Annotated in this window: 15 protein-coding genes and 2 pseudogenes; 13 read left to right on the forward strand and 4 right to left on the reverse strand. The window is 57.0% G+C overall.

What is annotated here, in order from left to right; all coding sequences use genetic code 11:
• Window positions 1-362: 362 nt before the first annotated feature.
• The 10 genes from ACV22Z_RS24655 (at window position 363) to ACV22Z_RS24700 (ending at window position 6,819) form a co-directional block, all read left to right on the forward strand.
• On the forward strand, window positions 363-1,109 hold the full coding sequence (locus tag ACV22Z_RS24655; RefSeq protein ID WP_448078890.1) for a metallophosphoesterase family protein: 747 nt from the start codon (window positions 363-365) through the stop codon (window positions 1,107-1,109).
• Between the two features lie 18 nt (window positions 1,110-1,127).
• Window positions 1,128-2,423 (forward strand): TniQ family protein, encoded by a 1,296-nt coding sequence (locus ACV22Z_RS24660; RefSeq protein ID WP_448078891.1) that lies wholly within the window; start codon window positions 1,128-1,130, stop codon window positions 2,421-2,423.
• A gap of 16 nt (window positions 2,424-2,439) precedes the next feature.
• Window positions 2,440-2,787, forward strand: a complete 348-nt coding sequence (locus ACV22Z_RS24665) for a hypothetical protein (RefSeq protein ID WP_448078892.1) — start codon at window positions 2,440-2,442, stop codon at window positions 2,785-2,787.
• Between the two features lie 25 nt (window positions 2,788-2,812).
• Window positions 2,813-3,595 (forward strand): metallophosphoesterase, encoded by a 783-nt coding sequence (locus ACV22Z_RS24670; RefSeq protein ID WP_448078893.1) that lies wholly within the window; start codon window positions 2,813-2,815, stop codon window positions 3,593-3,595.
• Window positions 3,596-3,622: 27 nt separating this feature from the next.
• Entirely contained in the window at window positions 3,623-4,012 is a 390-nt protein-coding gene (locus ACV22Z_RS24675; protein WP_448078894.1) for a hypothetical protein, read from the forward strand.
• 407 nt (window positions 4,013-4,419) lie between these two features.
• Window positions 4,420-4,821, forward strand: coding sequence for a hypothetical protein (locus tag ACV22Z_RS24680; protein WP_448078895.1), 402 nt, complete (start codon window positions 4,420-4,422; stop codon window positions 4,819-4,821).
• Between the two features lie 645 nt (window positions 4,822-5,466).
• A complete protein-coding gene (locus ACV22Z_RS24685) occupies window positions 5,467-5,679 on the forward strand; it encodes a BPSL0761 family protein (protein WP_448078896.1) in 213 nt (70 codons plus the stop codon).
• Between the two features lie 308 nt (window positions 5,680-5,987).
• Window positions 5,988-6,299 (forward strand): hypothetical protein, encoded by a 312-nt coding sequence (locus ACV22Z_RS24690; protein WP_448078897.1) that lies wholly within the window; start codon window positions 5,988-5,990, stop codon window positions 6,297-6,299.
• Window positions 6,296-6,589: an AbrB/MazE/SpoVT family DNA-binding domain-containing protein gene (locus ACV22Z_RS24695; RefSeq protein ID WP_448078898.1), complete on the forward strand. Its 294-nt coding sequence runs from the start codon at window positions 6,296-6,298 to the stop codon at window positions 6,587-6,589. The genes ACV22Z_RS24690 and ACV22Z_RS24695 overlap by 4 nt, the downstream gene beginning before the upstream one ends.
• A complete protein-coding gene (locus ACV22Z_RS24700; RefSeq protein WP_448078899.1) occupies window positions 6,589-6,819 on the forward strand; it encodes a type II toxin-antitoxin system Phd/YefM family antitoxin in 231 nt (76 codons plus the stop codon). Before ACV22Z_RS24695 ends, ACV22Z_RS24700 begins: the two co-directional genes overlap by 1 nt.
• A 30-nt stretch (window positions 6,820-6,849) precedes the next feature.
• Here ACV22Z_RS24700 and ACV22Z_RS24705 read toward each other — a convergent pair.
• Window positions 6,850-7,745, reverse strand: a pseudogene (locus tag ACV22Z_RS24705) (IS481 family transposase); the annotation flags it as partial.
• A gap of 1 nt (window position 7,746) precedes the next feature.
• A pseudogene (locus ACV22Z_RS24710) lies at window positions 7,747-8,236 on the reverse strand (methyl-accepting chemotaxis protein); the annotation flags it as partial.
• Between the two features lie 366 nt (window positions 8,237-8,602).
• Here ACV22Z_RS24710 and ACV22Z_RS24715 point away from each other — a divergent pair.
• Together ACV22Z_RS24715 and ACV22Z_RS24720 are read left to right on the forward strand one after the other, a co-directional pair.
• Window positions 8,603-8,881: a hypothetical protein gene (locus ACV22Z_RS24715; RefSeq protein ID WP_448078900.1), complete on the forward strand. Its 279-nt coding sequence runs from the start codon at window positions 8,603-8,605 to the stop codon at window positions 8,879-8,881.
• Window position 8,882: 1 nt separating this feature from the next.
• The gene (locus ACV22Z_RS24720; RefSeq protein WP_448078901.1) at window positions 8,883-9,302 is read left to right on the forward strand and encodes an HAD domain-containing protein; all 420 of its coding nucleotides are present in this window, start codon (window positions 8,883-8,885) and stop codon (window positions 9,300-9,302) included.
• Here ACV22Z_RS24720 and ACV22Z_RS24725 read toward each other — a convergent pair.
• The gene (locus ACV22Z_RS24725; RefSeq protein WP_448078902.1) at window positions 9,200-10,216 is read right to left on the reverse strand and encodes a PDR/VanB family oxidoreductase; all 1,017 of its coding nucleotides are present in this window, start codon (window positions 10,214-10,216) and stop codon (window positions 9,200-9,202) included. The genes ACV22Z_RS24720 and ACV22Z_RS24725 overlap by 103 nt on opposite strands.
• Entirely contained in the window at window positions 10,173-11,402 is a 1,230-nt protein-coding gene (locus ACV22Z_RS24730) for a Rieske 2Fe-2S domain-containing protein (RefSeq protein ID WP_448078903.1), read from the reverse strand. Before ACV22Z_RS24730 ends, ACV22Z_RS24725 begins: the two co-directional genes overlap by 44 nt.
• A gap of 1,341 nt (window positions 11,403-12,743) precedes the next feature.
• Here ACV22Z_RS24730 and ACV22Z_RS24735 point away from each other — a divergent pair.
• Window positions 12,744-13,892 carry a methyl-accepting chemotaxis protein gene (locus ACV22Z_RS24735; RefSeq protein WP_448078904.1) on the forward strand — a complete coding sequence of 383 codons (1,149 nt, stop codon included), beginning with the start codon at window positions 12,744-12,746 and terminating at the stop codon, window positions 13,890-13,892.
• The last annotated feature ends 370 nt before the right edge of the window (window positions 13,893-14,262 follow it).

Here is a 14,262-nt window from a genome sequence, read left to right on the forward strand (position 1 = left end):
CTTTGCAAATCGCGCTGCGCTACCAACTTGGACGATTTGAAAACAATAGCGCATTTGTTGTCAATTCGTGGCTCGCAGCAGACTTGATAACAGCTCATCAAGGTCCGCGCGTGGGGAATCGAGACCTTGAGCAAGCGGTTCATGGTCGCGACCTGCGGCGGGCGTGCGCTGTCAAGCAGCCGGAGTCTTTGGCTTTTTTTGCGAAGACGCAGGAAAGGCCGCTCAGGCTTACAGCCTAATGAATTGCGGCGTCGCAGCATGAGTGTTTTATAGTACAAGTTTACCCTGATTGAGATGTGCGTGTTTTATAGTACGGTAGAGCATGTTGACACCCTCAATGGTGTCGTCCGACGGGGTACGGGATGAAGCTGCACGTTGCTTCCGATCTGCATCTGCACGGTGACAAGGGTGTCGAGCCGGATCCGCGCGTACGTGCCGTCGACGCGGACGTGCTAATCCTCGCAGGCGACATCGACTCGATGCTGCGGGTTGGAGAGCGCTATGCAGGATGGCCCTATGACGTTATCTACGTACGCGGTAACCATGACACGTACTTCTCGGTGTACGAAAACGCAGTCCGCGAGGCTGCGACGCGGCTAGGGGCAGGACGTGTGCGCATGCTCGAGCGCAGTTGCACGCACTATCGCGGCGTACGGATTCTCGGCTGCTGCCTGTGGACCGATTTTGCACTGGTTGGCAGGGTTGATGACGCCATGACGCTCGCAGCATTCTCCGGTGGCGATTACAAGGCAAACATCCGTGCGGATGGCAAGCGTCTCACCCCCGAGGACACGTTGATGGAGCACCGACTCTCGGTCGGATGGCTCGAGCGGGAGCTGAAACAGCGATACGCGGGAAGCACGGTCGTTGTCACCCATCACGCTCCTCATGCCCGTTCGCTTAGTCGCGGCCACGGAATCAACAGCTTCAGCGCGGCGTTCGCCAGCGACTTGAGCAGACTCATGCGCCACGTCTCGGTCTGGATCCATGGGCACATACATTCCTCGGCGGACTATAAGGTGCGGCGGTGCAGGGTGGTGTGTAACCCGGCCGGCTCCGCATCTCGTCCAAATTCGCAATTCATACCCGATCTGGTGATCGAGGTCTGACTGCCAGCGAGCGATGCCATGTCGAGAATCTCAATAGCGGGCAACGGCACGGGACGCATCGAGCAGCTCTCGAGTTTTGCCATGCGGTACGCCGAAGCCCTGAACGTGCGTTTCGTGGATTTCTATCGTTACGGGATTCAACCGCAATTTGGTCGAACGCCACCTAATCCCGCCAGGATCTTTGTGCCGGGCACTCTGGTTCTTGAAGGTATGGCTAGGAGTTCAACGGAATGGGCGACGGCGCTGACGCGTATCTCCGCCGAATCGGGACTGCAGAACTGCACTGTACTTCCATTACTGGGCGCCATCGCCGCGCGTCGGGTGACAACGCCAAATCGGAGATGGTGTCCGCATTGTCTCGAGGAAATGGCTGAGGCGGGGGATATCATCTACGAGCCCTTGGTCTGGCGTATTTCCGAGCTCGACTGTTGTGTTGGCCATAGCGTTGCCCTCGTTGACAGTTGTCCATCGTGCGGGCTCGCTGGGCAGCGCTCGATTGCCTCCAACGGCCGCGTCGGATGTTGTCGGCATTGCGGCGCGTGGATGGGTCGCCCTTTACGCGCTACCAGCGAAATTGCACTTGATAGCTTCCGCGCAGCAAAAGCGGAGCTTTGCGAAGAGTTGCTGTCCTTGCCGCAACACCTCAGCGAGGGGGAGGCGATCGTCCCATCGGATATCGCCGTAAGCGCGTTGCGGGACACGCTATTCGACGGAAACGGGTCCCGGATGGCCAGAGCCATCGGCGAGATACCGTCCCAGCTGAACGCATACTGCAACGCCGAATTTCCAGCGCCACTGCACGTCTTTCTCCGCACGGCCTATCTGTGTGGAGCCTCAATGCGGGAGATCTTTGTCACGCAGGACTTCAGTCGTCATTCCGGGCACGTGCGCGAGAGCAACTTCGAGGTAACTCGCAGGACTTCGCGAAAGAGCATCGCGCGTGAGCAGGCTGAGCGCTCACTTCGCGAGTCGATAGCAAACGGCGGGCAGACATCGGTTCGACATGTGGCCATAGCTGTGCATACGGATCCGGTCAACGTCTGGCGCTGGCATCCGGAGCTCGCCAGGGAAGTGGCGACACTGCACGCGACGCGAATAGCGCAGGAGTCGACACGGAAAAAGGATGAGTTCTGCAGGCGCGTCAGCGAACTTCTTATCGCCCGCCGCAAATGTGGCGCGCCGGAGCCAGGCGCGAAGGAACTACGAGAACTGCTCAATGACCCTGGCGCGACACTGAACCCGTGGAAGCGCTCAGTCATTGCCAGTTGTATAGCCGAGGTATATGCGCCCGGTGAACGGGCGATCACGCGTTGACACTCCGGAGACTCCTATGGCGGAAGCTGCACATCGCGATCTGAACGGAACCCGCGCACGGAGTTTGAGTATCGCGGAGGCTGCGAACGCGCTCCAGTGCGACGAAGCCTATCTCGAACTGATCTTGCGGAAGGCGAATGTGAAGTTGCAACGTGACGTTTCCGGGGCGGAGTCAGTGGGCCTGGACGTCATCGTCGACCTGCGCCGTCAGTGTTGGCAAGAAATCAGGCGGATTGTCATGACGGTGCTCGACGCGTTCGAGGACGAATCCATTGACTGGATACTGAAGGAGGCGCAGACAAAGCTCGCGTCACGCGACAGGCCGCGCGCGTCGGCAAAGAGTGGCAAGCGACCGAGCGCCTGAGAACGACTATTGCCGTAAGTGTCCCATGAAGCTGCAAATAGCATCCGACCTTCACCACGAGATGGCCCCGCCGCTCTCGACGTTGTCGTCAGCGCTGGAGATAGATCCACGAGCTGACGTGTTGGTCCTGGCTGGGGACGTTCACAGAGGACCGAGTGGCGTGGAGTTCTATGCGGATGCGCCCATACCGGTTGTGTACGTTCCCGGCAATCACGAATTTTTTGGTGGAATCTATCCTTGGACCGTCGATGACATGAAGGGCTATGCGGAAGGAACATCGGTCGTGGTACTCGAGTGTGACGAATGGACCTATCGCGACGTCACTTTTCTCGGCGCTGTCTTGTGGAGCGACTTCGTCAGCCTCGCCATTGACCCTCAGTTCGCCATTGATACGGCACGATCGCGCATGGGTGATTTCCAGTTCATCCGTACACCAAACCTACGTATCTTCAGGCCGGAAGATGCACTACTGATGCATTGGTCAACAGTCAAATGGCTGCAGACAAAGCTGGAAGCGCGCGGCCACGGCCGGACGGTAGTGGTTACACATCATGCACCGAGCGCACGCTCAATTCCCTCGGCGCGGCGGGGATCTCCACTTGCGCCGTGCTACGCCAGCAGTCTCGAGTCACTTGTGACGAAGGCAGACCTCTGGATTCACGGCCACGTTCACAGCAGTAGCAATTACCTACTGGGAGACACTAGAGTGATATGCAATCCACGAGGTGTACCGCGCAGAAACAGAGTGTCTCCGTCGACACCATACTCAAACGCCGAGTTTAACCACTCGCTGATTGTCGAGATTTGAGCGCATGAAACCGCGCCGGAGGTGACTATGCCGATCTATCGTGATAGCGATCCGACCGATCAAAGTGAAATTATGCTCGCGTCATGGTCCATTCGCGAAACGCAGGACGGAACTCGCTATTTTGTGGGGTTTAGCCTTGAACGCCAGGACGGCCGCGTAAGCACATCGATCGTGTCCCTCGATCCATCGACGCGCATTGGCGTGACCTCGAGTGGTCGCCACTACCGTTTGGTCGGACGGGCGGGATTCGACAGCGATGCCGAATATGTATGGAACCTGGTAGTTTCGGTACGGAATCTCGGGGAGTGGCGAGACGTCACTCCAGATGTTTGTCCGGACTGGCGTGAGCCGCTGTCTGCGACAGAGCGAGCGAGGGAAATCGATGAGACGAGTGGATCCAAGGACGTTGAGCAATGAAGCGGCGGATACCGCTCGGCGCAGCGACATACGTTTTTGTGATGGGAATTGCAATGGACAGGATCGGACCGCTTACGTGGCGAGCCAGAGCCTGGCAGCCTAAGGTCCTTGATGACGTTCCAGGGCCACACGTCTCCGAGATTTTTGGGTCGGGTGTCCGCAATATCAGGGTTACGAACTGAGGCCATGTTCGCTTCCGTACGCAAACGGCGTCATCGATGTTGTGCTCCGTATCACTGATTTAGCAAAAGGGCGTCCGTCGGCGCCGAGTGCAAATCAGTGTCCGATATGCTGATTCGTTGACGCAAATATGCGCTCGTGCATAGTTCAATCTTTCGGTACGTGGGGTGCAAAATGTTGAGGATTACATAGAGCTATGGCCTGGTGGAAGAGAAGACAGGAAACGTGTGATTGCAACTGCCGATATACGACGTATAAAGGAGGGAGCGCTTGCCGACTATGAGGTGGAACTGCGTGAGGACCTTCTCGGCGGCGTTGGTGATACGGTTGTCGTCCATGACTATCCGAGATTGTCGGTGAGCGTCTGGGACCTATTTGCGCGGAGCGCCGCTGCTGCGCTCAATGCAGGGCGGGAAGCGTTACCCCCGCGACCTACACGACCAAACGTACCGGTGCATGTACGCAGTACCGACGGCGTTCGCTACGTGCGGCTCGATCAGATAGGCGAGCCGACACGGACCTTTTTGAGCATCGCCTTGCCGGATCGACGATTCCGGCTCATGGATGTGCGTATGCGCACGATTGGTTGGACTTTCTGGATGGCGACTGACAACGCGCTGCGAAAGTAGCCACACCTTCTACGCCGATTTATCAGAAGGAACTCTCCTCCCATGTCAATACATTGAGGTTATGGTTGAAGGCGATCGGGCCCGCGAATGCTTTTCGAGGACGCTCAGGCAAGCAACATATCGGGGTGAGGGTGAGGCGCGAAAGCCGTCGTGTGAAAAGGACCAAACTATTGTCGGCAGAACTGGAGCGTGAGTTCGTTGCTGCGATCGACAACGGGCTCCGACAGCAGCTGCGTCTTATGACTCCACGTCATCATGTCGAGCTCGCGACGATGGGCCCCTTCGAGGTTGGGCTCGCCTTCAAACGACTGCTCCGCAACGAGCAATTTGAGAATCGACGTCGACGGACCCACCGACGAAAAGCATCGCAAGGCATGAAGGAGAAGGGCTGACGAGACGGGTCGAGCGTCGAGGACGAAAGGGCGGACGATACTCGTCGCACGTGCGTTGTGCGGGCTGTGCTGTGTCAGCCAGACGGCAGAGTGCTGTGCGAAATGGCGAGGTTGCAATGTTCAAGATTGGTTAGTGACGGACGTGCCATCAGCGCCATCATGGATGTGAAGGGCGTTGGCTTTGTCATGACCAATAGTAGGTTGAGCTGCAGCCACAAGATTCAATCTGGGTTTGACTTCGGAGTCGGAGCAGATGACAACACCGTATGAGCGAGGCAGGGCAGTTCTTTACGCGAGGCAACTCATGGAGGAGCTGGCATCCGTTTCAGAGGATGCTGATCTTAATCATTTCCGCAGTCGCGCGCTTATGGTGCTCCGTCATTTCCCCGACTCGTTTCATATCCGGTTGTCTGCTAAGGCCTTGCCAGAGGTATGGGCGGATCCGGACGCCAAATGGTATGAGTGAGTCCAATGTGGGAAAACGTCGTCAACTTCCACAGGCCTAGGCGCGCGCAACCACATCAGGCGTAACTTGGGTATGAGATGAAATACGAGACCGAAGCGGCCATCCTCTATCTGGACCTCGACTGCGTAATGCACGTTGGGAACGGGCTCGTCGACGCCGCTAGCAGAGTATCGCTCGACAGCGGTCGCCAGATTTTCGAGTATGCAGACTATCTCGCAAAAGGGCTAATCTAGCCGAACGTCGCCCCCTGGCTGAAGGACGGGTAAACTGGGGCAAAACATTGGTTGCGATACAAATTAGGAAGCTAGATGACGGTCAAGGAATTGATGGAAGCTTTAAGTACAGCAGCCCCGGAAGCCAGAGTGCTATTTCTGGGATTCGGCGCCGACCTTGATGAAGCGGTTGAGGTGTCAGCTGTTTGTTCGGACCGGCGTCCTTGGACACATGAGGACGGCGCTTATGGACGCGGCCGCTACGAGGTGTACTACCGAGGCGCCCCGGTAGTACGTGAGGCCGGCTACTCTGACGTCAACACCCAGTCTGTGCGGGTGGTACTGCTGTCTGAGGACGCCCCCTTTCTCGCTTCCCGCATTGCGGATGACGACAGGCTCAGCGCGTGACGACGGGTTTTTTGGGGGTAGGTAACGATGAAGCTGATGCGGGTCATGAGATGGGGCAGTACCTCGCAATGTGCATCCCGGCTTATTACGCCCGCCACATGGGCTTCAAAGAGGATCACCGGGTGCAAGCCGCTCTCACAGTGGATGCTGGTATCAGCATCCGGGCGAGAAAGTGGGACCGCCGCGCCTTTGCAGAGGAGCTGAAATTGATGCGCGAAGCGATGCCAATGACAAAGTCAGTCTTCGAGAAGTTGCGACGACAGGCTAACTCCATCTGTTGGAGACGATGATGCGCACGGTCAATATGCCGCAAGCCAAATCCTCGCTGTTTCGTTTGGTGGAGGCTATCGAGCAGGGACGGGAGCGGGAAATCCTGATTACCCGCAAAGGGCGCGCTGTCGCCAAGCTGGTGCCGGCAGGAAAGCGTCTTGGCATCGCAAAGGGTGTCTTTGAGGTGCCCGACACTATCGACGAGCATAACGACCAAATATTTAAGTGTATTAGCCGGAACTTGATCTGACAGGTAGTCGGGCCGATAGAGAAGAGACGATCAATGGGGAATGAGTTTCTCCCTGGCAAGTTCCAGTGAATCGAGGAAGGTGCGCATCGGCGTCTTGCCGTAACACCATCGCCCCTGATGCTCCCGTTCATTGTTGTACTGGTCGAGCCACGCATCAAGATCGGTCTGCAAGGCGTCAATCGATTCGTAGATCTTTTTTCGGAAGACGACACGATAGAACTCGTTGAGCATGGTCTTGTGGAGCCGTTCGACGATCCCATTGGTCTGCGGCGACTTGGCCTTCGTGCGGGTATGGTCGATGTCTTCCACGGCCAGATACAGCTCGTATTCGTGATGTTCGGGGTTGCCGCAATACTCCGTGCCGCGATCGGTCAGCACGCGCAACAGCGGGATGCCGAAGCTATCGAAGAACGGCACGACGCGATCGTTGAGCAGGTCGGCTGCTGGCAAGGGCGTCTTGCGGTCGTAGAGCTTGGCAAACGCCACCTTCGAGTAGGTGTCGACAAAAGTCTGCTGATAGACGCGCCCCACACCCTTGAGCGAGCCGACGTAGAACGTGTCCTGCGCGCCGCAGTAGCCCGGACATTCGGACTCGAACTCGCCGTGGGCCTCTTTCTCCCGTTTGGCACGCTCCAGCGCGATCAACTGCGATTCGGTCAGCACCAATCCTTCCTGCGCCGATTTGGCCTCCAACGCCTTCAGGCGCTTGTTCATGGTCTCGAGATCATGACGCAGCCAGATGCTGCGAACGCCTTGGGGCGAAACCTTCAGCGCATGACGCTTGGGACTTCGTTGGCGATACGGATCTGACCATATGCAGGCAGTTCCAGGGCCAGTTCGACCACGGCCGCCTCGATCTGCGGATCCACGCGGTTCTTGAGCAGCGGTCGGTGGTGGGAGATTTCCTGCAGCGCCACTTCGCCGCCCTTACACGTCTGCGCGAACTTTGAATTGTCCTACGGCGCTAGCAAGGGTCGCAGCCTGCTCCTGCATGCTTTGCGCGGCCACCGCCACCTGCTCGACGAGTGCCGCATTTTTGCTGCGTCGCTGTGTCAATCTGGGCGACGGCCTGGTTGACCTGCCCGATGCCGTTGCTCTGCTCGTCCGACGCCGTAGCAATCTCACCCATGATGTCGACGACTTGCTTTACCGACTGCATTATTTCCTGCATCGTCGTGCCGGCCTGCGAAACGAGCTCCGAGCCGCTTTGCACCTTGCTTGTCGAATTGTCGATCAGCGTTTTGATTTCCTTCGCGGCAGCGGCGCTTCGCTGCGCAAGCGTGCGCACTTCACCCGCCACGACGGCGAACCCACGGCCCTGCTCGCCCGCGCGCGCCGCTTCAACGGCTGCATTAAGCGCAAGTATGTTGGTCTGGAACGCGATGTCGTCAATTACGCCGATGATGTCGGCGAACCTCGGGCGTGCTTTCCCGGATGGCCTGACGTGCGCGGTCAAGACGCATCTGCCGCAATTTATGCGGCCAATACACCGAGCCAGTCGCGCACCGGAGTCAGGGGGCATATCATCAAGCGATGGGTTGAGGCCAACGGAGCGCCGAACTTGAGAAAAAAAGTCTGACGTTTCGCGAAGCGGTCAGCCGGCAGGTGCATAACGGCCGCCGCGAGATGGTGCGCACGGGGGAACTGCTACTCCGAAGCGAATTCCTTGCACTACTCGGCACAGGTGAGAGACAGCTCGCAAAGATGGTCGCGGCGGGAAGCGTGTTTTCGATGGAAGTCGACGGTGTGAAGTACTTTCCGGCTGTACTCGGAAACTCGGTGCATGACCGCAAGCGATTACATTCCGTCTGTCGCATCGTCGCCCCGGCCCCGCCGGAATGCCGGCTTTGATTACCTTGAGAGCAAGCAAGGCATCCATGAACACGTCGAGTGGAACGCACTGGTCAACTGGGTGGCAATGGACGACAACGACGACGGGTGGCCGCGTGAGGAACGCCACCATCTCGGGGTCTGCGCCCCTGAGTTCGGCCTGAGTCGGCTTCTGACCGAACTGGAACTGCGCGAACGGCTGTTGTGCTTTTCGGGCGGAGGGAGGTCCTGACGTGCGCAGCGTACTCTTTCTCAATTTCGACGGCGTCTTGCATCGTGGCGCGTCGTATCTGACTCCGCAGGGCGTCGCCAGCAGCGCGCCCGGCCACATCGTGCTCTTCGAGTTCGCACTGGTACTGGACGAGCTATTGCGGCCGTACCCATATTGTCAGGTCGTCCTCTCAACCGACTGGTGTCCCCGGTTCGGTTTCGAGCGTGCTCGAGCCGCGCTGCCATTGGCGTCACTTCGAGCGCGTGTTGTGGACGCCACCTTCGACGCAGAGCACGAGGATTCAGCCACGTGCCTTACGACACCGCGTATCGAACGACCCTACAGGTCAAGCACCAGGAGGTCCGATTTTGAACCCGAGCAACAGAGCATCATAATGTCGTTACGTGCCTGTTCGTCGCTTGTCAACACAAGGTCTCGATGATCGGGAATGCCGCTGATTACTCGCGTTTCGCAGGCGCCGCAGACTCCTTGTTCGCAGGACGTTGGTACGGAGATGCCGGCGGTACGCAACGCTTCGACGATCGTCTGACCGGCAGAAACTAGAACCTCTCGATCAGATATCGCGAGCTTTACCTTAAATGCGTGGTCGGACGCTGCGGTCTTGTCAGAGAGGAAGCGCTCGGAATGAACTCGGTGAGTAGGAGTGGAAACTGTTGCTGCATCAAAGGCTTCTAGCATGCGTGCAGGACCGCAGCAATAGAAGTGCGACTGCGCGGGCGCTTCACGCACGATTGTGTCGAGGTCTAGTTTTACCGCATTCGGGAAGTCTTTGATCGAGGCACGCACCGTCCCCACATGGCTCGCACAGCCTAGCGCCAACACTTCATCGAGCATCGGTGCACTTGAACTTGAAGCTGCTGCGAAGTGCAACGTCCACGGACGTCCCAGGGCTTCGAGCATCTGAATCATTGACAGAATCGGCGTGATGCCGATTCCACCAGCGATTAGCACGCTATGCGTAGCCGAGACATCAAGCGGAAATGCGTTGCGTGGCTGGCTAACTTGAAGCACCGTTCCTAGGGCGACATGGTCGTGCAGCCATGTCGATCCTCCACGTCCAAGCGGTTCACGCTTGACCGCAATACGATAACGATCACGCACGTCTGGACCATTGACCAGTGAGTAACTGCGCACGATACCGGTCGGCAGAGCTATGTCCACATGGGACCCCGGTTCAAAGTCAGGTACGTTCTCTGTACCAAGGGGCGTAAGCTCAAACAGCTTAACGTCATGTGAGCAAGTACGCACGTCTGAGACAGACATGCCAATCGTTCGTATTGCGTTCATTGAATCAAGCGCCCACAGTTTGATAGAAATTTCCTGAACGAATTTCAACGAGTGCTTTTTCTGGGTCGAAATTGACGCCGATAGGATCACCACCTTCTGCGACGATTTTGATTTGCTGTTTCATCATTCGACGAAGCATGGCGATACCACGGTCACTTGTTGCGAGGTGCTCCTCGGAGTGGAGCGTGACGGCGCCTTGGCCGCTTTGCGCCTCGAAGTCGCCTGGATAATCTTGCCTTTCGGTCGCGGTCAGCTCGGTCCAGCGTTTTCCGTTGTGCATTTTATAACCGTCGAAACGCCCCGGCTTTGTGACGCGAGCTGCAAAAAATACGCGGAAGTGCGAGTCATCAACGGCCACATGCCATCCGATCATGTTGCCGCGCCCCTCGCTAAGGGTAATCGTCGGAATTGCGGAGATGTTCGGCAACAAGGCCGAATTGATTCGATCCATCTTGCGGCCATCGGGGAAGTGTCGATACGCGTGATAGATCATGCCGTTGGAGACGGCCTCGAAGTTCACCTGAGGCATTACGCTGAATCCTTCGGCGAATTGCGTTCCCGAAAATGTCGTATGAAGGACGTGGACATGGTAGGGGTCCATGACATTCTCCCAGTTCTGAAGCCAATGGTAGGGCACGTGTGGCTCTTCTACGCGATCAGCGTAGCCGCCATAACCGGTACCGTCTACGTCAATGTACTCACCATCAGCGAGATTTTCGAGAATATCGTAACGGGGAAGTACGGGCTTCTTCTCAGGAGGTCCCATGTAAGCGAAGACGATGCCGTAGCGTTCCTCGATCGGATACCACGGCTGACGCGCTTTGTCGCGTTGCAATCCATTGTTTGGCTCACACGGCTGTTGCAGGCAGTTGCCTTCGACGTCGAACAGCCAACCGTGGTAACAACAACGAATGCCTTCTTCAGTGACCTTGCCATAGTAGAGCGATGTGCCACGATGCATGCAGCGCGGATAGAGCAACCCAACACGACCGCTCATATCGCGGAATAGCACGAGGTCTTCTCCGAGAATGCGGACCATCTGAGGGCGCGAAGTCACATTTGCTGACACGCCAACTGGTTGCCAGTAGCGACGCAAGTACTCTCCGCATGGAGTACCGGGACCGACACCGATGAGGACATCGTCGGGATGTGCCGGCTCGTGTCCGTAAGCGGTCCCGGTGTCGGGTGCATTTTGAGCGAATTGTTCCTTTGAGACGAAATTGATGACCTTCACGCAGATCTCCTAGTGAGCAACAGGGAAAGTTGGAGAGATACAGTCAACTACAGGCTTGACAGAGAGTTCGCCGGCAGATTTGTTGGGGTTCATTGGTCCATGTGCCTGCCCACGCCAACCCTCGCATACACGGGGGGCGCCGAGCGCGGACGAGGATCGGCGCTGCTCAGGCGCGAGTGGCCTTGATTGGTGACGTGGAGGCTCGCGACAAGTTTTTCGTCAAGTGTGGTGCGAAGCATCGAATAGGTGACTGGACTTAGCACCGCTTCGCTGAAGCCGAAGCCCGCACAGCCAACAATCGCACGGGGAACTCGTGGCGAAGTGGCTGCATGCCGAGATTGCGCTCCCACGCTCGCACACCAGAGAGCGGTACAGTCTTGTGATTGCCGCGATCGAATGAATATTCCCGAGGAAGTCGGGCGATGCTGCATATGGTCGGGAGCGCGGCTGCGAGCAGCAGTTCCGCTTGTGAGTCTGACAGGCGAAGATGGTGGCGTATTTGACCCTCTAGGGTCGCCAGCCAGGTCCTGTCGGCGAATGGTAGGAAGGGCATAAGCGAAAGGATTGCAGCCATAGTCCAACCGCAAACTCGAGTCCGTTCGTCCGACACGGTGCTTGCCGTGTTGGGCGCTGCAATCGGCAAATTGACTTCAACATCCCTTGCAACTGGCAGGGGCATAGCCTGTCTCCGGTGTCCAACAGAGGCTTCGAGCAATTTTGTTCGATAACAAAGTATCTTTATAATTAAGATAGAATTGTGGGGTTCCGGAATCCATCCGTGTTTTCCATGAACCACATCGAATACGCATGGCGCGGCAGCGCACGCGCTTCTCGCCGGTGGAATATCGGCTGTCTTTCGAGAGATCAAGGGCCAAGCGATCAAATCCTCGCGGCTCGTGAGTTGACCGGCATCGCGTAGCATGCCGGTCTGCTCGCCACCGGCAATGTCCGGCGGCGATGCGATATGAGAGGGGGTGACGGGGACGCGGCGCGAGCCCACGGCTGGCGCTGCGCCCAAAAGTAGCTCGTGTTGTGCCTCTACGCCAGTCGGCAGAGCTTAGTGCGAAGTCAGATGGCACTGCCGTGAGTCCTCGGTGACTCAAGGAGGCATCGTTGCCCGCGAATGTGTGGGGAGAGAGGGGTTCACCGCTTGCCCTTGCTCCTTCACCTGCCGATTCGGGTAAGCAACCACGTAGGAGTGGCGCGTTTGGATCGTAAATTTGCGCGTTGCACACGGAGACTTGATTGCCATCGACCGGTTCTTGCGTGTCAAGACGATAGCAAAGCAAGTGTAACGCCCAGCTTGTTAAGAAACTTCAAAGTCAAGATAAGGAGACCAGCGTGCGGAAATATGTAATCACAATCAAATTAAAAATAATCGCTACATTTGGAGTCTGTGCAGCAATCTTACTTGTTGTTGGTATGTTGGGACTTGCTGAGTGTCTACACCTGGGAGCAGGCGAGGCGTCACAATATAGATTGTCGATGGCTGTTCTCGTTGCTGTCGCTCTTGCCGGTGCACTCGTTGCGAGTAGCAGCGGCTTTCACTTATATCGCGTCGTGTGTGGAGGGCTCGATGGACAACGTCGCAAGCTCGAAGTGATTGCGGAGACGCTCGACTTGACAGGGAGGTCATCAAGTCCGCGCATGGATGAATTTGGACACGGTGCAGTTGCGTTCGACAAATTTATGCGTAGAGTAGAAGGCGCCATGTCTATCGTGCATTCGGCGACAAACTCTGTTTCTGCCGCTGCTCGAGAAATAACTTCAGGAAATATCGACTTATCTGCACGGACTGAAGAACAGGCTGCGTCACTTGAAGAGACAGCATCAAGCATGGTAGAACTGACGAAGACTGTATCGCAGAACGCGGAAAATGCACGTGAAGCGAGCACGCTCGCAGTCAATGCAACGAATATTGCCGATTCAGGCAATAGTATCGTTCAAGCAATGGTAGGTACGATTGACCGCATCAGCGGAAGCTCGAGCAAGATCTCCGAGATAACGAGCGTCATTGAGGGGATTGCATTTCAGACGAACATTCTTGCACTTAACGCGGCAGTCGAAGCTGCACGCGCAGGTGAGCAGGGGAGAGGATTTGCGGTCGTCGCAAGCGAGGTTCGGAGTTTGGCACAGCGGTCGGCAGGTGCAGCGAAGGAAATCAAAGAACTGCTTGGCTCTTCGGTCGAGATGATTCGGGAGGGCGCGCGACAGGCTGTCGAGGTTAGCACCGCTATGGGTGAGATTACTCAAGCAACTCGTCACGTCTCCACCATAGTCAGCGAGATTGCTTACGCCTCGGATCAGCAAAGTCGTGGCATCGAACAAGTTGGCCACACAGTGAATCAGCTGGATCATGTGACGCAACAGAACGCAGCGTTGGTTGAGCAGGCCGCTGTGTCTGCGCAGTCCCTTGAAGATCAGGCGGTCAAACTGGAAAGTGCTGTTTCATCGTTTAAAATTTCGCGGCGGAGTGAGGGCACGCTATAGCGCGATGCGTGGTCAGTCCGCTCGTAATGGATGTGGCGATGATCTACAACAGCGACAGCTTGGACTGCCTCGAATGATTCGGGCCGGTGTGCGTTTGTGCAACGTGATCCTCGGATGGGGTGGCGTGGGGCATCGCCCGGCGATCGCAACGATACTCCGTTCACAAGGCGGTTCTCGCGCGGCGCACCTTCTGGCTGTATCCGAACATTTCGCGAGGCGAGACTTGTGCTGCTCCAGCTCGGAAAATTTCGTCGTAGTGAACGGCAGACGAGTCCCGATGGTCGTGGACTCGGGACCCACTAAAGTGTTTTCACTGGATTGCCGGAACTTCGTGATATCTGACGGCCGTGTTGGAGCGGCACTAGGCATG

The sequence above is a fragment of the Burkholderia sp. PU8-34 genome (assembly GCF_053427725.1).